Genomic DNA, 20176 nt, shown 5'->3' with positions numbered 1-20176 from the left:
TATGGGTCTAGAAGAACAGCTTCCGGCCGGCGTACTGCTGGGCACCGTCGAAGGTCTGCTCGGCTACATGCGCAAGGCCTCGTTGTGGCCGGCAACCTTCGGGCTGGCCTGCTGCGCGATCGAGATGATGACGACCGGTGCGCCGCGTTACGACGCCGCCCGGTTCGGCATGGAGGTCTTCCGGGCGTCGCCGCGGCAGGCCGACCTGATGATCGTGGCCGGCCGGGTGAGCCAGAAGATGGCTCCGGTCGTGCGCCAGATCTACGACCAGATGGCGAACCCGAAGTGGGTGCTGGCGATGGGCGTCTGCGCCTCGTCGGGCGGCATGTTCAACAACTACGCCATCGTCCAGGGCGTGGACCACATCGTCCCGGTCGACATGTACCTGCCCGGCTGCCCGCCGCGGCCGGAGATGCTGCTGGACGCCTTCCTGAAGATCCACGACCAGATCCAGCACAGCAAGCTCGGCGCGCACAAGAAGGCGCTGCAGGCCGAGCAGGAGGCCACCGCGCTGACGGCGGCCCCGACGCTTGAGATGAAGGGTCTGCTTCGATGAGTGACCACCAGCCGGAGAACCTTCCGGCGACCTCGGAGGCCGGCGACGCTCAGACGCCAGGAGCCGAGGTCATCGACCAGCGACAGGGCATGTTCGGTGTCCGCGGTACCGGTGACACCTCCGGGTACGGCGGCCTGCGCCGTCAGGTCGCACTGCCCGGCGGTACCCCGAAGCCGTACGGCTCGTGGTTCGACGGCGCCACCGAGCGGCTCGAGGGCCTGGTCGGCGCGGACGCGATCGAGAAGGTCGTCGTCGACCGGAACGAACTGACCCTGCACATCGCCCGCGAGCACCTGGTCGCCGTCTGCCAGAACCTGCGCGACGACGAGGCCCTGCGCTTCGAGTTCTGCTCCGGCGTCAGCGGCGTGCACTACCCGAACGAGACCGGCCGCGAGCTGCACGCGGTCTACCACCTGTTCTCGATCACCCACAACCGGCGGATCCGGCTCGAGGTGTCCTGCCCGGACAGCGACCCGCACATCCCGTCGGTGGTCTCGGTCTACCCGGCCAACGACTGGCACGAGCGCGAGACCTGGGACTTCTTCGGCATCGTCTTCGACGGGCACCCAGCACTGACCCGGATCCAGATGCCCGACGACTGGCCGGGGCACCCGCAGCGCAAGGACTACCCGCTCGGCGGCATCGACGTCGAGTACAAGGGCGCCGTCATCCCGCCGCCCGACACGCGGAGGTCGTACAACTGATGACCGAAACACACGCAGACCCCTACGCGACCACCCGGGACACCACCGAGGGCAAGGTCTTCACCGTCACCGGTCAGGACTGGGACTCGGTCGTGGCCGGCCTCGGCGAGGAGCCCGAAGAGCGGGTCGTCGTCAACATGGGCCCGCAGCACCCGTCGACGCACGGCGTGCTCCGGCTGATTCTCGAGCTCGACGGTGAGACGGTGACCGAGGCCCGCTGCGGCATCGGCTACCTGCACACGGGTATCGAGAAGAACATGGAGTTCCGTTCCTGGACCCAGGGCGTGACCTTCGTGACCCGGATGGACTACCTCTCGCCGTTCTACAACGAGACGGCGTACTGCCTGGCGGTCGAGAAGCTGCTCGGCATCGAGGACGACATCCCCGAGAAGGCCAACGTGATGCGGGTGCTCCTGATGGAGCTCAACCGGATCAGCAGCCACCTGGTCTGCATCGCCACCGGCGGCATGGAGATCGGCGCGCTGACCGTGATGACGATCGGGTTCCGCGAGCGCGAGATGACGCTGGACCTGTTCGAGCTGATCACCGGCCTGCGGATGAACCACGCGTTCATCCGGCCGGGCGGCGTCGCCCAGGACCTGCCCCCGGGCGCCCTGGACAAGATCCGCGAGTACATCACCTGGATGAACAAGCACCTCCCCGAGTACGCCGAACTCTGCAACGCCAACCCGATCTTCAAGGCGCGGCTGCAGGACGTCGGCTACCTGGACCTGGCCGGCTGTATGGCACTGGGCATCTCCGGCCCGACGGTGCGCTCGACCGGCTACGCGCTCGACCTGCGCAAGACCCAGCCGTACTGCGGCTACGAGACCTACGACTTCGACGTCCCGACCTGGGACAGCTCGGACTCGTACGGCCGGTTCCGGGTCCGGCTGCAGGAGATGTGGGAGTCGCTGAAGATCATCGAGCAGTGCGCCGACCGGCTGGAGAAGATGGACGGCGACCCGGTGATGGTGGCCGACAAGAAGATCGGCTGGCCGAGCCAGCTGGCCGTCGGCAGCGACGGGATGGGCAACTCGCTCGACCACATCAAGCACATCATGGGCGAGTCGATGGAAGCACTGATCCATCACTTCAAGCTGGTCACCGAGGGCTTCCGGGTGCCGGCCGGTCAGGCCTACGTGGCGATCGAGTCGCCGCGCGGCGAGATGGGCTGCCACGTCGTCTCCGACGGCGGCACGAAGCCGTACCGGGTGCACTTCCGTGACCCGTCCTTCGCAAACCTGCAAGCGATGCCGATCATGTGTGAGGGCTCACAGGTGGCCGACGTGATCGTCGCCGTCGCCAGCCTTGACCCGGTAATGGGTGGAGTGGACCGATAGATGGCTGAGAACCACGCGACCGCGACCGACAAGCCGGTGCCTTACAGCACCGGTGACTCCGCGATCACCGAGACAACGATCGCGGAGATGCGCGAACTGGCTGCCCGGTACCCGGTCGGCCGGTCCGCCCTGCTGCCGATGCTGCACCTGGTGCAGTCGGTCGAGGGCCGGGTCACCCCGGAGGGCATCGAGGCCTGTGCCGAGGTGCTCGGGCTGACCGGCGCCGAGGTCTCCGCGGTGGCGACCTTCTACACGATGTACAAGCGCCGTCCGGTCGGCGACTACCACGTCGGGGTCTGCACCAACACGCTGTGTGCGGTGATGGGCGGCGACCTGATCTTCGAGCGGCTGAAGAGCCACCTCGACGTCGGGAACGACGAGACCACCGAGGACGGCAAGATCACCCTCGAGCACCTCGAGTGCAACGCCGCCTGCGACTACGCGCCGGTGATGATGGTGAACTGGGAGTTCTTCGACGACATGACGCCGGAGTCGGCCACTCAGCTGGTCGACGACCTGCGCGAGGGCGCCGAGGTGAAGTCGCCGCGCGGCGCCACCATCTGCAGCTGGCGCGAGACCGAGCGGGTGCTGGCGGGCTTCCCCGACGGCCGGGCCGACGAGGGCCCGACCGGTGGCAAGGCGTCGCTGGCCGGTCTCCGGCTGGCCCGCGAGCGCAACTGGACCGCACCGAACGGCAACGGCTCGAACGGCCGCGCCGCCGAGACCACGGTCTCCCCGGAGGCTGCCGCCGGTCCGCGTCCGGAAGACCAGCCCGGCAAGGAATCCCAAGCGGTCAACGGCGACGATTCGCGGAAGGAGGACTGACCATGCTGACCCCGGTACTGTCCGACAACTGGGACCAGATCAACGCGTGGCAGCTCTCGTCGTACCAGCGCACCGGTGGGTACGACGCCCTCCGGACGGCGCTGGCGATGCAGCCGGCCGACGTGGTCACCGCCGTCAAGGACTCCGGTCTGCGCGGTCGTGGCGGCGCGGGCTTCCCAACCGGGATGAAGTGGTCGTTCATCCCGCAGGACAACCCGAAGCCGAAGTACCTCGTGGTGAACGCCGACGAGTCCGAGCCGGGCACCTGCAAGGACATCCCGCTGATGATGGCCTCGCCGCACACGCTGGTCGAGGGCGTCATCATCTCGTCCTACGCGATCCGCGCGAGTGTCGCGTTCATCTACGTCCGCGGTGAGGTCCTGCACGTGATCCGCCGGCTGCAGCAGGCGGTCCAGGAGGCCAAGGACGCCGGCTTCATCGGCACGAACATCCTCGGCACCGGCTACGACCTGGACGTCGTCGTGCACGCCGGCGCCGGCGCCTACATCTGTGGCGAGGAGACGGCGCTGCTCGACTCGCTCGAGGGCCGGCGTGGTCAACCTCGGCTGCGTCCCCCGTTCCCGGCGGTCGCCGGTCTGTACGGATGCCCCACAGTGATCAACAACGTCGAGTCGATCGCCTCTGTTCCCGCCATCATCAAGAACGGCGCGGACTGGTTCTCCTCGATGGGCACCGAGAAGTCCAAGGGCATGACGCTGTACTCGCTGTCCGGGCACGTCACCCGCCCGGGCCAGTACGAGGCGCCGATGGGCATCACGCTGCGCGAGCTGATCGACCTGGCCGGCGGTGTCCGCGAAGGACACCAGCTGAAGTTCTGGACGCCGGGCGGATCGTCGACGCCGCTGCTGACCGCCGAGCACCTCGACGTCCCGCTGGACTACGAGGGTGTCGGCTCGGTCGGCTCGATGCTGGGCACCAAGGCGCTGCAGATCTTCGACGAGACCGTGTGTGTGGTCCGCGCCGTCCTGCGCTGGACCGAGTTCTACAAGCACGAGTCCTGTGGCAAGTGCACCCCGTGCCGTGAAGGCACCTGGTGGCTGGTGCAGATCCTCGAGCGGCTCGAGAAGGGCCAGGGGTCCGAAGCGGACCTGGAGACCCTGCTCGACCTGAGCGAGAACATCACCGGCCGCTCGTTCTGCGCCCTGGCCGACGGTGCGACCGCGCCGATCACCAGCTCGATCGCGCACTTCAAGGACGAGTACCTGGCGCACTTCGCCGAGGGCGGCTGCCCGTTCGACCCGATGGCAAGCACTGTCTTCGCTACCGCTGGAGCCCACGCATGACGATCCAAGCGAACCCGCCGGCCGGCGCGGAGGTGGAGCGGACCGACCTGATCACCGTCACCATCGACGACATCGAGGTCAAGGTTCCGAAGAACACCCTGCTGATCCGGGCCGCCGAGCAGATCGGCGTCCAGATCCCGCGGTTCTGCGACCACCCGCTGCTCGACCCGGTCGGCGCCTGCCGCCAGTGCCTGGTCGAGATCACCGACGCCGGCAACGGCCGCGGGATGCCGAAGCCGCAGGCCTCCTGCACGATCACCGTCGCCGACGGCATGGTGGTCCGTACGCAGGTGACCTCGCCGGTGGCCGACAAGGCGCAGCACGGGCAGATGGAATTCCTGCTGATCAACCACCCGCTGGACTGCCCGGTCTGCGACAAGGGCGGCGAGTGCCCCCTGCAGAACCAGGCGATGACGAACGGCCGCGGTGAGTCCCGCTTCCACGAGGCGAAGCGGACCTACCCGAAGCCGATCAACATCTCGGCCCAGGTGCTGCTGGACCGCGAGCGCTGCGTGCTCTGCGCGCGCTGCACGCGGTTCTCCGAGCAGATCGCCGGTGACCCGTTCATCGCGCTGGTCGAGCGCGGTGCGCTGCAGCAGGTCGGCATCTACGAGAAGGAGCCCTTCGAGAGCTACTTCTCCGGCAACGCGATCCAGATCTGCCCGGTCGGTGCGCTGACCAGCGCGGCGTACCGGTTCCGGTCCCGGCCGTTCGACCTCGTGTCGGTGCCGTCGGTGGCCGAGCACGACTCGTCGGGCGCCGCGATCCGCGTCGACTACCGGCGCGGCAAGGTGATGCGCCGGCTCGCCGGTGACGACCCGCAGGTCAACGAGGAGTGGATCTCGGACAAGGACCGGTTCGCGTTCAACTACGCGAGCACCGGCGACCGGCTGACCCACCCGATGATCCGCGAGGACGGCGAACTGCGGCCGGCGTCGTGGCCGGAGGCACTGACCTTCGCCGCGGAGAAGCTGACCGCGGCCCGCGGCAACGCGGCCGTCCTGACCGGTGGCCGGCTGACCCTCGAGGACTCCTACGCGTACTCGAAGTTCGCCCGGGTCGCCCTCGGCAGCAACGACATCGACTTCCGGGCCCGGCCGCACTCCGCCGAGGAGGCCGACTTCCTGGCCGCCGCGGTGGCCGGCACCGGACTCGGTACGACGTTCGCCGACCTCGAGAAGGCCGGCACGGTGCTGTTCGCCGGGTTCGAGCCGGAAGAGGAAGCGCCGTCGGTGTTCCTGCGGCTGCGCAAGGCGGTCAAGGCCCACGGCACCAAGGTGTTCACGGTCGCCGCCTTCGCGTCCCGCGGAGTCGAGAAGCTGAACGGCCTCGTCGTCCCGGCCGCGCCGGGCACGGAGGCCGCCGTACTGTCCGACCTGGGCGGCGACGTCAAGGCCGCGCTCGGTGCGGACTCGATCATCATCGTCGGCGAGCGGCTGGCCGCGGTCCCTGGTGGATACTCGGCCGCGCTGCGGCTGGCGCTCGACACCGGTGCGCAACTGGTCTGGATCCCGCGGCGTGCGGGCGACCGGGGTGCGCTCGACGCCGGCTGTCTGCCGGGCCTGCTGCCGGGTGGCCGCCTGGTCTCCGACCCGCAGGCGCGGGTCGACCTGCAGGCCGCCTGGGGTGTCGACAGCCTGCCGGCCACGCCGGGCAAGGACCTGACCGAGATCCTGGCCTCGGCTCCGTCGCTGGACGCGCTGGTGGTCGCGGGTGTCGAGATCGACGACCTGCCGGACCCGGCCGCGGCGCTGGCCGCGCTGGCCGCCGCGCCGTTCGTGGTCAGCTTCGAGGTCCGCAACTCGCAGGTGACCGAGCACGCCGACGTCGTCTTCCCGGTGGTTCCGCCGGCGGAGAAGGACGGCACCTTCGTGAACTGGGAGGGTCGCGAGCGGCCGTTCCCGGTCGTCCTCAAGGTGCCGGCCGCGATGCCGGACGTCCGCGCCCTGGCCGCCCTGGCCCAGGAGATGGACACCCCGCTCGGCTTCACCACGCCGGCCGGTGCGAAGCGCGAGTACGACGAGCTCGGCCGCTGGGACGGTGACCGTGCCCAGGAGCCGACGTACCAGGCCGGTCCCGCGCTCGGCGCCTTCGACTCCACCCGCCTGGCGACCTGGCGGATGCTGATCGACGACAGCCGCGCCTGCGACGGCGAGCCGCACCTGACGGCGACCGCGCGCAAGCCGGTGGCCCGGCTGTCGGTGACGACCGCGCACCGCGTCGGTCTCGCCGACGGTGACGAGCTGGTGGTCAGCACCGACGCCGGATCCGTCCGGCTCCCGGTCGCGATCACCCCGATGACCGACAACGTGGTGTGGCTGCCGACCAACTCGGCCGACTCGCACGTACGTCGTTCGCTGCACGCCGATCACGGATCGATCGTGACGATCGCCGGAGGAAACGCATGATCATGACTCCGCTGGCTGCCCCGCCGGATGCGGGGGTCGGCCACGACCCGTGGTGGGTGATCGGCCTCAAGGTGCTGATCATCTTCGTGCTGCTGGTCCTGCTGACGCTGTTCAACATCTGGTGGGAACGCCGGGTGGTGGCGCGGATGCAGCACCGGATCGGGCCGAACGTGCACGGACCCGCGGGTCTGCTGCAGTCGCTGGCCGACGGTGTGAAGCTGATGCTCAAGGAAGACCTGATGCCGAAGGGCGTGGACAAGTTCGTCTACGTGCTGGCACCGGTGATCGTCGCCGTCCCGGCCTTCCTGACCTTCGCGGTGATCCCGTTCGGGCCGACCGTGAAGATCCCGTTCACCGACACTTACACCCGGTTGCAGCTGACCGACCTGCCGGTCTCGGTGCTGTACGTGATGGCGATCGCCTCGATCGGCATCTACGGCATCGTGCTCGGTGGCTGGTCGTCCAACTCGACGTACTCGCTGCTGGGTGGTCTGCGCTCCAGCGCCCAGATGATCTCCTACGAGGTCGGCATGGGCCTGGCGCTCGTCACGGTGTTCCTGTTCGCCGGCTCGATGTCCACCTCGGACATCGTCGCGGCGCAGAGCCAGCACCAGACGGTCAGCCTGTTCGGCGCCGTCGACATCCCGATCCCCGGCTGGTACGCGTTCCTGCTCTTCCCGTCGTTCGTGATCTACGTGATCTCGATGATCGGTGAGACCAACCGGGCGCCGTTCGACCTGCCGGAGGCCGAGGGCGAGCTGGTCGCGGGCTTCCTGACCGAGTACTCCTCGATCAAGTACGCGATGTTCTTCCTGGCCGAGTACATCAACATGGCGACCGTCTCGGCGCTGGCCACCACGCTGTTCCTCGGCGGCTGGCAGGCCCCCTGGCCGATCTCCCTGTGGGACGGCGCGAACTCCGGCTACTGGCCGGTGCTGTGGTTCTTCGGCAAGCTGATGGGCTTCATCTTCTTCTACATCTGGCTGCGCGGAACGCTGCCGCGACTGCGCTACGACCAGTTCATGAAGCTGGGCTGGAAGATCCTGATCCCGGTCTCGCTGGGCTGGATCCTGCTGGTCGCCACCGTCCGCGCGGTCGGCCGGGAGACCACCTTCAGCCGGACCACGCTGCTGGTCGCCGCGGCGATCGTCGTCGTCCTGGCGCTGATCAGCATGGTGCTCCCGAGCAAGCCCAAGACCGACCCGACCACCGAGGTTGCCGACGGCAAGGACTTCGACGCCTTCGCCGGCGGGTACCCGGTACCACCACCGCTCGTCAGTACGCCGCGCCCGAGCGAGACCGACAGTCGTAGCAAGGAAGGCAGTCGTGGCTAGTGTCAAAGAGTCCCTCTGGGACCCGGTAGCCGGGTTCGGGGTCACCTTCCGGACGATGTTCCGCAAGGTGTTCACCGAGGAGTACCCGTTCGAGAAGAAGCCGACCGCACCGCGCTTCCACGGCCGTCACCAGCTGAACCGCTGGCCGGACGGTCTGGAGAAGTGCATCGGGTGCGAGCTGTGCGCCTGGGCCTGCCCCGCCGACGCGATCTATGTCGAGGGTGCGGACAACACCGACGGCGCCGACGACTCGGGCCGGTTCTCCCCGGGTGAGCGGTACGGCCGCGTCTACCAGATCAACTACCTGCGCTGCATCCTCTGTGGACTGTGCATCGAGGCGTGCCCGACCCGGGCGCTCACGATGACCAACGAGTACGAGCTGGCCGACACCAGCCGCGCCTCGCTGATCTACGAGAAGAAGGATCTGCTGGCGCCGCTGCTGCCCGGTATGCAGGAGCCGCCGCACGCGATGCAGCTGGGCAAGTCCCAGACCGACTACTACCTGGGCCTGACCGCCTCGGCCGTGGTCCCGGAGAGCGCCGCGAAGCACCCGGAGAGCTCCACCCAGGGTGGTGACGCGAAGTGATCCCGATGGTTGTCGGCTCCCAGGTCGCGTTCTGGCTGCTCGCCCCGGTGATGGTGCTGGCCGCGATCGCGATGGTGCTGGTCCGCAAGGCCGTGCACTCCGCGCTGCTGCTCGCGACGGTGATGATCTGCCTGGCCGTCCAGTACGCCGCTCAGGACGCGCCGTTCCTGTTCGCCGTACAGATCATCGTCTACACCGGCGCGATCCTGATGCTGTTCCTGTTCGTGCTGATGCTGGTCGGTGTCGACGCGTCCGACTCCCTGGTGGAGACGATTCGCGGTCAGCGGCTGCTCGCCGGCATCGCCTTCCTCGGCTTCGGCATCCTGATCGTCGCCGCGGTCGGCAACGGCATCTACGGCAACCCGATCGGCCTGGCCGACGCGCAGCCGGACGGTAACCCCAAGGGCATCGCGCAGCTGCTGTTCGGCAAGTACGTGTTCGCCTTCGAGGTCACCTCGGCGCTGCTGATCACCGCGGCCCTCGGCGCGATGATGCTGGCGCACCGCGAGCGGCTGACCAAGAAGCGCACCCAGCGCGACCACGCCGAAGAGCGGATCCGCAAGTACGCCGAGCAGGGGATCCACCCGGGTCCGCTGCCGACTCCCGGCGTACTGGCCCGGCACAACGCCGTCGACACGCCGGCGCTGCTGCCCGACGGATCGATCGCACCGACCTCGGTTTCGCGCGTCCTGCAGGCTCGTGGCACCGTGTTCCCCGAGGCTGAGGAGCGCACGGACATCGAGACCGTCCGCGAGATCACCGAGGGCGACCCCGGTGACCAGGTGAACTCCGATGCTGAGAGCACCGACCTGAGCGGCTTCGGCAAGGAGGACAAGCTGTGAGCACTGAGCCTTATATCGTGCTTGCTGCGATCTTGTTCAGTATCGGCGCACTGGGTGTGCTGGTACGCCGGAACGCGATCGTCGTGTTCATGTGTGTCGAGCTGATGCTGAACGCGGCGAACCTGGCGTTCGTCAGCTTCGCCCGCCAGCACGGCAACCTCGACGGCCAGATCGCCGCCTTCTTCGTGATGGTGGTGGCCGCGGCCGAGGTCGTGATCGGCCTGGCGATCATCATGGCCATCTTCCGCACCCGTCGTTCGGCCTCGGTCGACGACGCCAACCTGCTCAAGTACTGAGGTCTGAAACCGATGAGTCATGAGCTGACGTGGCTGCTGGTCGCGATTCCGGCGGTGTCCTCAGGCATCCTGTTGCTGGGTGGCAAGGCCACCAACGCGTGGGGTCACCTGCTGGGCACCGCGGCGTCGCTGGCCTCGTTCGTCTGCGGCGTCCTGCTGTTCTTCCAGATGCAGGGGCTGCACGGCGAGGAGCGGTCCGAGACGGTTCGCCTGTTCGAGTGGTTCACCGTCGGCAACGTGAAGGTCGACTTCACGCTGCTGATCGACCCGCTGTCGATCCTGTTCGTGCTGCTGATCACCGGTGTGGGTTCGCTGATCCACATCTACTCGATCGGCTACATGGAGCACGACGCCCGGCGGCGCCGGTTCTTCGCCTACCTGAACCTGTTCATCGCGGCGATGCTGCTGCTGGTTCTCGCGGCGGACTACCTGCTGGTCTTCGTCGGCTGGGAGGGCGTCGGTCTGGCGTCGTACCTGCTGATCGGGTTCTGGCAGCACAAGAACTCGGCCGCGGTGGCCGCCAAGAAGGCGTTCGTGGTGAACCGGGTCGGTGACATCGGCCTCTCGCTCGCCGTGATGAGCATGTGGGCCCTGTTCGGCTCCTCGGCCTTCACGAGCGTGAACGCCGGCGCCGAGGGAATGTCGAGCACCTGGGCCACGCTGGTCGGCCTGATGCTGCTGCTGGCCGCCTGCGGCAAGTCCGCGCAGGTGCCGCTGCAGTCCTGGCTGCTGGACGCGATGGAAGGCCCGACCCCGGTGTCGGCGCTGATCCACGCGGCGACCATGGTCACCGCGGGCGTCTACCTGGTGGTCCGCTCGCACGCGATCTTCGAGCAGAGCGAGGCCGCCTCGACCGCGGTCGTCATCGTCGGCACCGTGACCGCACTGGCCGGTGCGATCATCGGTACCGCCAAGGACGACATCAAGAAGGCGCTCGCCGGTTCGACGATGAGCCAGATCGGCTACATGATGCTGGCCGCGGGCCTCGGCCCGGCCGGCTACGTGTTCGCGATCTTCCACCTGATCACGCACGGCTTCTTCAAGGCCAATATGTTCCTCGGCGCCGGTTCCGTCATGCACGGGATGAACGACGACGTGAACATGCGGCACTACGGCGCCCTGCGGACCTCGATGAAGGTCACCTTCGTCACCTTCGCGTTCGGCTACCTGGCCATCCTCGGCATCCCGCCGTTCGCCGGCTTCTTCAGCAAGGACAAGATCATCGAGGCCGCGTTCGCGGACAACATCGTGATCGGTCTGTGCGCGCTGCTCGGCGCCGGGATCACCGCGTTCTACATGACGCGCGTGATGCTGATGACGTTCTTCGGCAAGAAGCGCTGGGACGACGAGGTGCACCCGCACGAGTCGCCCAAGGTGATGACGGTCCCGCTGATCATTCTGGCGGCGCTGTCGCTGGGTGGTGGCGCGCTGTACTTCGCCGGGCACTGGATCGAGCACTGGCTGGAGCCGGTGGTCGGGGCGCACGAGGAGCACCACCTGCCGCTGCCGGCGATCGTGATGACGCTGATCACCCTCGCGGTGGTCGCCGTCGGTCTCGCGATCGCGGTGCTCAAGTACCGCCGGGACATCCCGCGCGAGGCCCCGGCCGGTTCGCCGCTGACGGTCCTCGCCCGGCGTGACCTGTACGGCGACGCTCTGAACGAGGCGGTCCTGATGCGTCCGGGCCAGTACCTCACCCGGACGCTGGTCTGGCTCGACAACCGCGGTGTGGACGGTCTGGTCAACGGGCTGGCCGCACTCTTCGGTGGGCTGTCCGGCCGGCTCCGCCGGTTCCAGACGGGCTTCGTCCGTTCGTACGCACTCAGCATGGTCTTCGGCGCCGCATTCGTGGTCGTCGCCCTCCTCGCGGTGAGGTTGTCGTGAAAATCGGTTGGCTGACCCTCCTACTGCTGCTGCCCTTCGTGGGCGCCTTGGTCACCATGCTGGTGCCCAAGGCGAAGGCGCTGCTGTCCAAGCAGGTGGCGCTCGGCTTCTCGCTCGTCACCCTGGTGCTGACCGCGATCGTTGCGGTCGGCTACCACCAGAACGGCGCCGAGAAGTACAACGAGACGCACACCTGGATCAAGGCCTTCGGGGCGAACTACGCGCTCGGTCTCGACGGTGTCGGCATCGTGCTGGTGGTTCTCACCGCGCTGCTGACGCCGATCGTGCTGATCGCGTCCTGGAACGACGCGGACAAGGGCCGCTGGTCGGAGAAGTCCTTCTTCGCCTGGATCCTGGCTCTGGAAGCACTGTCGATCGGAGTCTTCTCCGCCACCGACGTCTTCCTGTTCTACGTGCTGTTCGAGGCCACGCTGATCCCGATGTACTTCCTGATCGGCGGCTTCGGCGGCCCGCAGCGTTCGTACGCCGCGGTGAAGTTCCTGCTCTACTCGCTGCTCGGCGGTCTGCTGATGCTGGCTTCGGTGGTCGGCCTCTACGTGATCTCGGCGCGCGCCGGCGAGCCGTCGTACCTGCTGAGTGACCTGATCAAGCTCGACATCGGCCAGAACACCGAGCGGTGGCTGTTCCTCGGCTTCTTCTTCGCCTTCGCGGTGAAGGCGCCGATGGTGCCGTTCCACACCTGGCTGCCGGACGCCGCCGGTGAGGCGACGCCGGGCACCTCGGTGCTGCTGGTCGGCATCCTGGACAAGATCGGCACCTTCGGGATGATCCGGTTCTGCCTGGGCCTGTTCCCGAACGCCTCCGAGTGGGCCACCCCGGTGGTCCTGGTGCTCGCGCTGATCTCGGTCCTGTACGGCGCCCTGGTGGCGATCGGCCAGACCGACATCAAGCGGCTGATCGCGTACACCTCGATCTCGCACTTCGGCTTCATCGTGATGGGTATCTTCGCGCTGACGTCGCAGGGGCTGACCGGCTCGACGCTCTACATGTTCAACCACGGTCTCTCGACCGCGGCGCTGTTCCTGGTCGCCGGGTACCTGATCTCGCGGCGCGGTTCGGCCCGGATCGCCGACTACGGCGGGGTCGAGAAGGTCGCCCCGGTGCTGGCCGGAACTTTCCTGTTCGCGGGTCTGTCCAGCCTGGCGCTGCCCGGTCTGTCGCCGTTCATCTCCGAGTTCATGGTGCTGGCCGGCACGTTCAGCAAGCACAAGGTGATCGCCGTGATCGCGGTGTTCGGCATCGTGCTGGCGGCGCTCTACATCCTGCTGATGTACCAACGCACGATGACCGGGCCGGTGCGTGACGGCATCGAGAAGCTCAAGGACCTGAACAAGCGGGAGATCCTCGCGATCGTTCCGCTGGTGGTCCTGATCGTCGGCCTCGGCATCTTCCCGAAGCCGATCGTCGACATCATCAAACCCGCGGTCGAATCGACCATGCAGCGCGTCGGGGTCACCGACAAGGCGCCGGAGATCCCCGTGACGGAGGGACAGAAGTGATCGGCCTGATCCTGCCGGCGGCGGACTTCGTCGCGCCGAAGATCGAATACACCGAGCTGATGCCGATGCTCGTGGTGTTCGGTGCGGCCTGTGTCGGCGTCATCGTCGAGGCGTTCCTGCCGCGCGCGCTGCGGCACGTCGCGCAGCTCGCGATCACGGTGGTGGCGATCGTCGCCGCCGGCGTGCTGACCGGACTGCTGATCAACGACAACAAGGAACTGATCGCGGCCCAGGGCGCGATCTCGGTCGACGGCCCGGCGCTGTTCACCTGGCTGATCCTGCTCGCGCTGACGCTGATCAGCGTGCTGCTGTTCGCCGAGCGCTCGCTCGACGGCGGCCTGTCCGCGTTCGCCGGCCAGGCGGCCGCCGTACCGGGGTCCGAGGCCGAGCGTGAGGGTACGGCGGCCCGGATCGAGCACACCGAGATCTTCCCGCTGACCCTGTTCGCGGTCGGCGGCATGATGCTGTTCGCGTCGGCCAACGACCTGCTGGTGCTGTTCGTCGCGCTCGAGGTCTTCTCGCTGCCGCTGTACCTGCTCTGCGGTCTCGCCCGGCGTCGCCGGCTGATCTCGCAGGAAGCCGCGATGAAGTACTTCCTGCTCGGCGCGTTCGCCTCCGCGTTCCTGCTGTTCGGGATCGCGCTGCTCTACGGGTACGCCGGCACGATGTCGCTCGGCGGAATCGCGGACGCACTGGCCACGGACACCGGCGCGGAGTCGATCCTGCTCGCCGGAACCGGTCTGATCGGGGTCGGCCTGCTGTTCAAGGTCGGCGCCGTACCGTTCCACTCGTGGACGCCGGACGTCTACCAGGGTGCGCCGACGCCGGTCACCGGGTTCATGGCGGCCTGCACCAAGATCGCCGCGTTCATCGGCCTGATGCGGGTCTTCTACGTTGCACTCGGCGGTTCGCGCTGGGACTGGGCGCCGATGATGTGGGTCGTCGCGATCCTCACCATGGTGATCGGTTCGATCGTCGCGATCACCCAGACCGACGTGAAGCGGATGCTGGCCTACTCGTCGATCGCGCACGCGGGCTTCCTGCTGACCGCGTTCGTCGGCCTGGCCCAGGCGGGCAGCGGTGTCCACACCGGCATCACCTCCACCCAGGCGGTGCTGTTCTACCTGGTCGCCTACGGCTTCTCGACGATCGGCGCGTTCGCGGTCGTCACGCTGGTCCGCGACGCGGGCGGCGAGGCGACGCACCTGTCCCGCTGGGCCGGGCTCGGCAAGAAGTCGCCGCTGCTGGCCGGGATCTTCGCGTTCTTCCTGCTCTCGTTCGCCGGGATCCCGCTGACCGCGGGCTTCACCGGCAAGTGGGCGGTCTTCAGCGCGGCCTGGACCGGTGGGGCGTGGCCGTTGGTCGTCGTCGCCGTACTGTCCAGCCTGGTCGCTGCGTTCTTCTACGTCCGCGTCATCGTGCTGATGTTCTTCTCCGACCTGCCGGCCGACGCGCCCGACGTGGCGCTGCCGGGCTGGCAGACCACGACCGCGGTAGCCCTCGGTCTCGCCGCCACAGTGATTCTCGGCCTGGTCCCCGGACCGGTGCTGGAGCTGGCGGCCCGCGCGGGTGAGTTCATCCGTTGAGTCCGACCCCGCTGCCGGCCGAGAGCCTGGGCTTCGCGTTCGCCGACGAGGCGCTCGAAGCCCGGGTCCGGGCCGGCCTGGAATCGGTGGAGCAGGCGCTGCGTGACTCCACCGAGTCCGAGGCGCCGTTCGTCACCGCCGCCGCCCAGCACGTCATGGTTGCCGGGGGCAAGCGGTTCCGTCCGCTGCTGGTGCTGATCGGCGCCGAGTTCGGCCCGGCCGCTGTCGAGCAGCACCGCGACGAGGTCGTCAAGGCGGCCGTCGTGGTCGAGCTGACCCACGTCGCCACCCTGCACCACGACGACGTGATGGACGAGGCCGCGCTCCGCCGCGGCTCGGCCACCGCGAACGCCCGCTGGGACAACTCGGTCGCGATCCTGTCCGGTGACTGGCTGTTCGCCCGCGCCTCCGACCTGGTCGCCGATCTCGGTCCCGACGCCGTACGGATCCAGGCGCGCACCTTCGGCCGCCTGGTCGAGGGCCAGATCCGCGAGACCCTCGGCGTCGGCGAAGGCCAGGACCCGCTCAAGCACTACCTGTCCGTCGTCGCCGACAAGACCGGTTCCCTGATCGCCACCTCGGCCCTCTTCGGCGCCCGCTTCGCCGGCGCGTCCGAGGAGGTCCAGGAGTCGCTCCGCGCCTTCGGCGAGGAGATCGGCGTCGCCTTCCAGCTCGCCGACGACATCCTCGACATCGCCGGCGACTCCGGCCAGTCCGGCAAGACCCCTGGCACCGACCTCCGCGAAGGCGTCCCCACCCTCCCGGTCCTGATCTTCCGCGCCCAGGCCGACCCGTCGAACCCCGACGACGCCCGCCTGCTGGAGCTCCTGGACTCGGACCTGTCCGACGACGCCCGCCTCGCCGAGACCCTCGACCTGCTCCGCGCCCACCCCGCCTTCACCCAGGCCGAGGACGACGTCCGCCGCCGCGCCGCCGACGCCCGCCGGCTCCTCTCCGCCCTCCCCGAAGGCCCCGCCCGCCAAGCCCTCGACTCCCTCTGCGACCTGGTGGTCACCCGCTCCGTCTGAGCTCCCCGGGCCGCCCCGCCCGCCTCGCGCCATTTGAACGGATCTCCCCTCAAGGTGCTGGTTCTCCCCTCAAAATTTGACCGGAGAAGGGTGAAGTTCGACGGATATCCCCTCAAATTGCCTGGGCGTGGGGTAGGGGGTGCGGGTGGGCGCCTGGTTGGGGTGGGTGACTCTTTTGCGGCCTAGCCTGGGGGGATGGCGTTCGGGTTTCGGAAGAGTGAGCCGGAGTTCAGCAACGATCCGGCGGTGACGCTGCCGATCTATCTGAAGTTCGTGCACAAGCACCTCGCGCGGGGTGGGCAGGTCAACTACTCGGTCTCGAAGTTCGAGAGTGCGCAGCTGGAGTACCAGCGCGGTGGGACGATCCGGGTCGATGAGACTCGGCGTACCGTCCTGGCGGGGAAGGGCACCAAGATCGAGCAGCCCGACCTCGGGGACAGGTTCTACGACGACGAACCGATGCCGGTGCGGCCGAACACCACTGTGTACCAGCTGGACGGCTACAAGACCGTGGGCGGCGGGAGGCCGACCGTGTACGCCGATGTCGAGTTCGACGCGATCCTGGACGGGCAGCAGGAGCAGGAGCGTCGCGACGAGGCCTGGGAGTACGTCGCCCAGGGGTACAGCGATCTGGTCCCGTCCCGTCTGGGCGGGACCGCGCCGGACATCTATGCCTTGCCGCAGAACGCCCCCGAGGCGGGTCCCGGGGCGCCGCCGACCGCTGAGCAGTTGAAGCAGGACGAGATCGTGCTGGCAGCCCTGTCGGAGGCTGCGGAGATCAAGGGCCAAGTGACGTTGCCGTCCGGCCGGACGGTCGACCCGGACGCCATGCGCGCCTTCCAGACCGCCTTCGGCAACTCCGGTGCGCCCGTCTCGCCCACGGCCGGCACCGCCGACCGTACGGCGGCGGCTACCGCGGCGGCGGCCCAGCAGAAGACCACCGCCAAGCCAGACCGCGGCATCGAGCAGAGCTGAGTCAGCGGTTGGCCCAGGTGGGGCTCTCCGCGTAGTGGTTGTCGTAGAGGTCGCTGGTGGCGGCGACCTCGGCCCAGTCGGTGTCACCGCGGTAGGCCTGCTCGAGCAGGCGGTAGTACCCGAAGCGCGGTTTCGCGTGGGTGAGAACGAACAGCACCTCGGCGTCCGACGTACCGGCTGCTTCGAAGGCGTGCGTCGTGCTGGGCGGTACGACGAGGAAGTCGCCGCGGTCGAGCACCAGCAGCTCGTCGTCGAGCAGCACCCGCAGTTGCCCGCCGAGGACGAAAAACAGCTCGGACGCCTCGTGGTGCTGGTGCGGGGGAGCACCCTCCTTGCCGGGCTGGAAGACCGAGCGGTGGCTGGTCAGCTGCCCACCGGTCTCCGGTACGTCGGCCAGCAGCGTCACACCGCTCGCGGACAGCACCTCGCCGTCGGCCGCGCGGACGAGAACAGGCTTGGTGAACGTCATGGAAAACTCCTCAGATTGTAGACGTCAAATATCCAGAATTAAGACAAAACCTCAGACCTTGAGGTTGGCGAAGTGCGACCGGGTGTTGTCCGGAGCGTCGGGGTGCTCCGCCAGCACCCGGTCGGCGATGTCGGCGATCGTCTGGCCGGCCAGCTCGCGCCGGTAGGTGAGCTCGGCCGCACGCATCGCCCGCGAAATCTGGCAGGTCTTCACGTAGTCGGCCTTCGGGCTCGCGCCCGGCCCGGCCTTCAAGATCTCCGTGCACCGGAACGCGTCGTCGGCGCCGTCGATCGCCACGACGATGTCGAGCAGGGTGATCTTGCGTGGATCCCGAGCCAGCTGAAACCCGCCCTTGGGGCCGGAGATCGACGACACGATCCCGGCCCGCGCGAGCGCCTGCAACTGCTTGTTCAGGTACGCCGTGGGCAGGTCGTAGAAGGCGGCGAGTCGCTTGGCGGTGACCGCCTGGCCGGGCATCCAGCTGAGGTTCACGCAGCTGTGCATCGCCCACTCGACGCCCTCGTTCATCTTCATAACCTGGATACTAGATGTCCTGAATAGCTCCGGTCAAGCTAGACGGCGGAGGTGGCCAGGGCCGCGCGCTCGAGGGCGATGCTCCGGCGCCGCCGGTTGAGTCCGTCGAAGGTGAAGATCGCCAGCGCCAGCCAGACCAGGCCGAACCCGGCCCAGCGCATCCCTGACATGTGCTCGTGGAAGAGCAGGACGCCGCACAGGAACTGCAGGATCGGCGCGACGTAGTTCAGCAGGCCGAGTGTGGTCAGCGAGGTCCTGGTCGCGGCCGCGCCGAAGAACAGCAGTGGTACGGCGGTCAGCGGACCGGTCAGCAAGACCAGGACGAAGTACCCGGAGCCGTGATCCGTGACGGTGGAGTGGCCTTGCGCCCCCAGTACGGCGATCGCCGCGATCGCGAGCGGCACCACGGTCGCCGACTCGATCGCCATCCCCTCGATCGCGCCCGCGTCGGCCTTCTTCTTGATGAGTCCGTAGAAACCCCAGGAGAAGGTCAGCAGGATCGCGATCCACGGCGGCCGGCCGTTCTCGATCGCCAGGCCGACGACCGCGGCGAACGCGATCGCGAGCGCGACCCACTGCGCCGGCCGCAGCCGCTCCTTGAGCACGACCACACCGAGGAAGACCGCGAACAGCGGAGTGATGAAGTAGCCGAGCGAGGTCTCGACCACGTGCCCGTTGACCACGCCCCAGATGTACGTGCCCCAGTTCACCGAGATCAGCACCGCGGCCGCCATCAGCCCCCAGCGCTTGCGCGGCTGCCGCAGCAGCGCCTTCACCTGACCGGACTTGCGCAGTACGACGACCAGGGCCGCGATCGTGAGCAGCGACCAGACGATCCGGTGGGCGAGCAGCTCGATGGCGCCGGAGCGATCGAGAAGCCGCCAGTAGATCGGGAACAGGCCCCACATCAGATAGGCGGTGAACCCGTAGATGAACCCTTTTCGCTGATCTGGCACGTTTCACTCTAAGTCCGCCAGTCAGTTGCATCCAACTGCTTTGCTCATGACTTGAGACGATGAGGTTGGATAGAGGAGTGAACTGAGTGTCCTGCGTCGGACGTTCTTCGGCGCTTGCGGCGCCCAGGCACGCACCTCACGGCACCGGAGGACCAGCCACGATGGAAAAGCATCGAGGCCGCCCCTCCGGCACCGCGATGCACGCACCTGGACACCGCAATCACTCGAACAACGTCCGACGCAGGACACTAGGAGGCACGCGTGGGTGTGAGGACCGGACTGGTCTCGGTGACGTTCCGTCAGTTGCCGGCCGACGAGGTGGTGGAGGTCGCGGCACAGGCGGGCCTGAAGGCGATCGAATGGGGCGGCGACATCCACGTGCCCCTCGGCGATCTGGTCGCCGCCCGCCGGGTGAAGAACCTGACCGAGGTGCACGGCCTGCAGACTGTCGCCTACGGCTCTTACCTGCGGGCCGGCGCTGCCGACCGCGAGCAGATGCGCGCCACCGTCGCCACCGCCGAAGCCCTCGGCGCCTCCCGTATCCGCGTCTGGGCCGGCACCGTCGGTACGGCGGAAGCCGGCGTCGGCGACCGGATGGCCGTCACCCGCGGTCTCGCGGAGCTCGCCGAGGTCGCTGCCGGTTCCGGCATCGAGATCGCCCTCGAGTTCCACCGGAACACGCTCACCGACGAGGTCGACTCGACGATCACATTGCTAATGGATGTCGGCGCTCCGAACCTCACGACGTACTGGCAGCCGCCGGTGGGCATGCCCGACGACGAGTGCCTCCAGCAACTAGATGCCCTGCTGCCCTGGCTGACCACGGTCCACGTCTTCTCCTGGGACCCGGACGGCACCCGCCGTCCGTTGGCCACCCGCGAGTCGCTGTGGCGCAAGGTGCTGGCCAAGCTCGCCGCCGACCCGCGGGAGCTGAATGCATTGCTGGAGTTCGTGCCCGACAACGACCCCGAGCAGCTGATCAAGGACGCCGCCGACCTGCACGCCTGGCTGTAAGCAGGCGCGCAG

At 68.1% G+C, this 20176-nt stretch carries 19 protein-coding genes; 16 read left to right on the top strand and 3 right to left on the bottom strand.

All coding sequences use genetic code 11. The features are described 5' to 3' along the window. Position 1: 1 nt before the first annotated feature. The 15 genes from ABZS29_RS06275 (at position 2) to ABZS29_RS06205 (ending at position 17191) form a co-directional block, all read left to right on the top strand. Complete coding sequence (locus ABZS29_RS06275) at positions 2–556, top strand: NADH-quinone oxidoreductase subunit B family protein (protein ID WP_355459055.1); 555 nt, start codon at positions 2–4, stop codon at positions 554–556. Continuing rightward, the gene (locus ABZS29_RS06270) at positions 553–1260 is read left to right on the top strand and encodes an NADH-quinone oxidoreductase subunit C (protein WP_355459054.1); all 708 of its coding nucleotides are present in this window, start codon (positions 553–555) and stop codon (positions 1258–1260) included. The genes ABZS29_RS06275 and ABZS29_RS06270 overlap by 4 nt, the downstream gene beginning before the upstream one ends. Beyond that, positions 1260–2603, top strand: a complete 1344-nt coding sequence (locus ABZS29_RS06265; protein WP_355459052.1) for an NADH-quinone oxidoreductase subunit D — start codon at positions 1260–1262, stop codon at positions 2601–2603. The genes ABZS29_RS06270 and ABZS29_RS06265 overlap by 1 nt, the downstream gene beginning before the upstream one ends. Further along, positions 2604–3428, top strand: a complete 825-nt coding sequence (gene nuoE, locus ABZS29_RS06260) for an NADH-quinone oxidoreductase subunit NuoE (RefSeq protein ID WP_355459051.1) — start codon at positions 2604–2606, stop codon at positions 3426–3428. 2 nt (positions 3429–3430) lie between these two features. Continuing rightward, positions 3431–4732, top strand: coding sequence for an NADH-quinone oxidoreductase subunit NuoF (gene nuoF, locus ABZS29_RS06255; protein ID WP_355459049.1), 1302 nt, complete (start codon positions 3431–3433; stop codon positions 4730–4732). Next, positions 4729–7140, top strand: a complete 2412-nt coding sequence (locus tag ABZS29_RS06250; protein ID WP_355459047.1) for an NADH-quinone oxidoreductase subunit G — start codon at positions 4729–4731, stop codon at positions 7138–7140. The genes nuoF and ABZS29_RS06250 overlap by 4 nt, the downstream gene beginning before the upstream one ends. Then, positions 7137–8474, top strand: coding sequence for an NADH-quinone oxidoreductase subunit NuoH (gene nuoH, locus ABZS29_RS06245; RefSeq protein ID WP_355459046.1), 1338 nt, complete (start codon positions 7137–7139; stop codon positions 8472–8474). The genes ABZS29_RS06250 and nuoH overlap by 4 nt, the downstream gene beginning before the upstream one ends. Next, positions 8467–9060: an NADH-quinone oxidoreductase subunit NuoI gene (nuoI, locus tag ABZS29_RS06240; RefSeq protein ID WP_355459045.1), complete on the top strand. Its 594-nt coding sequence runs from the start codon at positions 8467–8469 to the stop codon at positions 9058–9060. Before nuoH ends, nuoI begins: the two co-directional genes overlap by 8 nt. Positions 9061–9065: 5 nt before the next feature. Beyond that, on the top strand, positions 9066–9902 hold the full coding sequence (locus ABZS29_RS06235; protein ID WP_355459043.1) for an NADH-quinone oxidoreductase subunit J: 837 nt from the start codon (positions 9066–9068) through the stop codon (positions 9900–9902). Further along, complete coding sequence (gene nuoK / locus ABZS29_RS06230) at positions 9899–10198, top strand: NADH-quinone oxidoreductase subunit NuoK (protein WP_132411663.1); 300 nt, start codon at positions 9899–9901, stop codon at positions 10196–10198. The genes ABZS29_RS06235 and nuoK overlap by 4 nt, the downstream gene beginning before the upstream one ends. A gap of 12 nt (positions 10199–10210) precedes the next feature. Then, positions 10211–12082 carry an NADH-quinone oxidoreductase subunit L gene (gene nuoL / locus ABZS29_RS06225; RefSeq protein WP_355459041.1) on the top strand — a complete coding sequence of 624 codons (1872 nt, stop codon included), beginning with the start codon at positions 10211–10213 and terminating at the stop codon, positions 12080–12082. Next, on the top strand, positions 12079–13602 hold the full coding sequence (locus ABZS29_RS06220; protein ID WP_355459040.1) for an NADH-quinone oxidoreductase subunit M: 1524 nt from the start codon (positions 12079–12081) through the stop codon (positions 13600–13602). The genes nuoL and ABZS29_RS06220 overlap by 4 nt, the downstream gene beginning before the upstream one ends. A 59-nt stretch (positions 13603–13661) precedes the next feature. Continuing rightward, positions 13662–15188 (top strand): NADH-quinone oxidoreductase subunit NuoN, encoded by a 1527-nt coding sequence (gene nuoN, locus ABZS29_RS06215; RefSeq protein ID WP_355460833.1) that lies wholly within the window; start codon positions 13662–13664, stop codon positions 15186–15188. Next, positions 15185–16216, top strand: a complete 1032-nt coding sequence (locus ABZS29_RS06210; RefSeq protein WP_355459039.1) for a polyprenyl synthetase family protein — start codon at positions 15185–15187, stop codon at positions 16214–16216. The genes nuoN and ABZS29_RS06210 overlap by 4 nt, the downstream gene beginning before the upstream one ends. A gap of 195 nt (positions 16217–16411) precedes the next feature. Next, complete coding sequence (locus ABZS29_RS06205; protein ID WP_355459037.1) at positions 16412–17191, top strand: hypothetical protein; 780 nt, start codon at positions 16412–16414, stop codon at positions 17189–17191. Between the two features lies 1 nt (position 17192). On the opposite strand, the gene ABZS29_RS06200 is transcribed toward ABZS29_RS06205, so the two are convergent. Genes ABZS29_RS06200 through rarD form a run of 3 tightly spaced genes read right to left on the bottom strand, consistent with a single transcriptional unit; the run spans position 17193 to position 19150 of the window. After that, positions 17193–17660, bottom strand: a complete 468-nt coding sequence (locus ABZS29_RS06200; RefSeq protein ID WP_355459035.1) for a cupin domain-containing protein — start codon at positions 17658–17660, stop codon at positions 17193–17195. 51 nt (positions 17661–17711) lie between these two features. Then, positions 17712–18194 (bottom strand): Rrf2 family transcriptional regulator, encoded by a 483-nt coding sequence (locus ABZS29_RS06195; RefSeq protein ID WP_355459033.1) that lies wholly within the window; start codon positions 18192–18194, stop codon positions 17712–17714. A gap of 38 nt (positions 18195–18232) precedes the next feature. Then, the gene (gene rarD, locus ABZS29_RS06190; protein WP_355459031.1) at positions 18233–19150 is read right to left on the bottom strand and encodes an EamA family transporter RarD; all 918 of its coding nucleotides are present in this window, start codon (positions 19148–19150) and stop codon (positions 18233–18235) included. Positions 19151–19411: 261 nt separating this feature from the next. Here rarD and ABZS29_RS06185 point away from each other — a divergent pair, with 261 nt between their 5' ends. Then, a complete protein-coding gene (locus tag ABZS29_RS06185; RefSeq protein ID WP_355459030.1) occupies positions 19412–20164 on the top strand; it encodes a sugar phosphate isomerase/epimerase in 753 nt (250 codons plus the stop codon). Positions 20165–20176: the final 12 nt, after the last annotated feature.

This window comes from Kribbella sp. NPDC005582 (genome assembly GCF_040605415.1).
Lineage (GTDB): Bacteria > Actinomycetota > Actinomycetes > Propionibacteriales > Kribbellaceae > Kribbella.
Note: the sequence above shows the minus strand (reverse complement) of the source record. Positions and strands in the feature narration are given on the sequence as shown.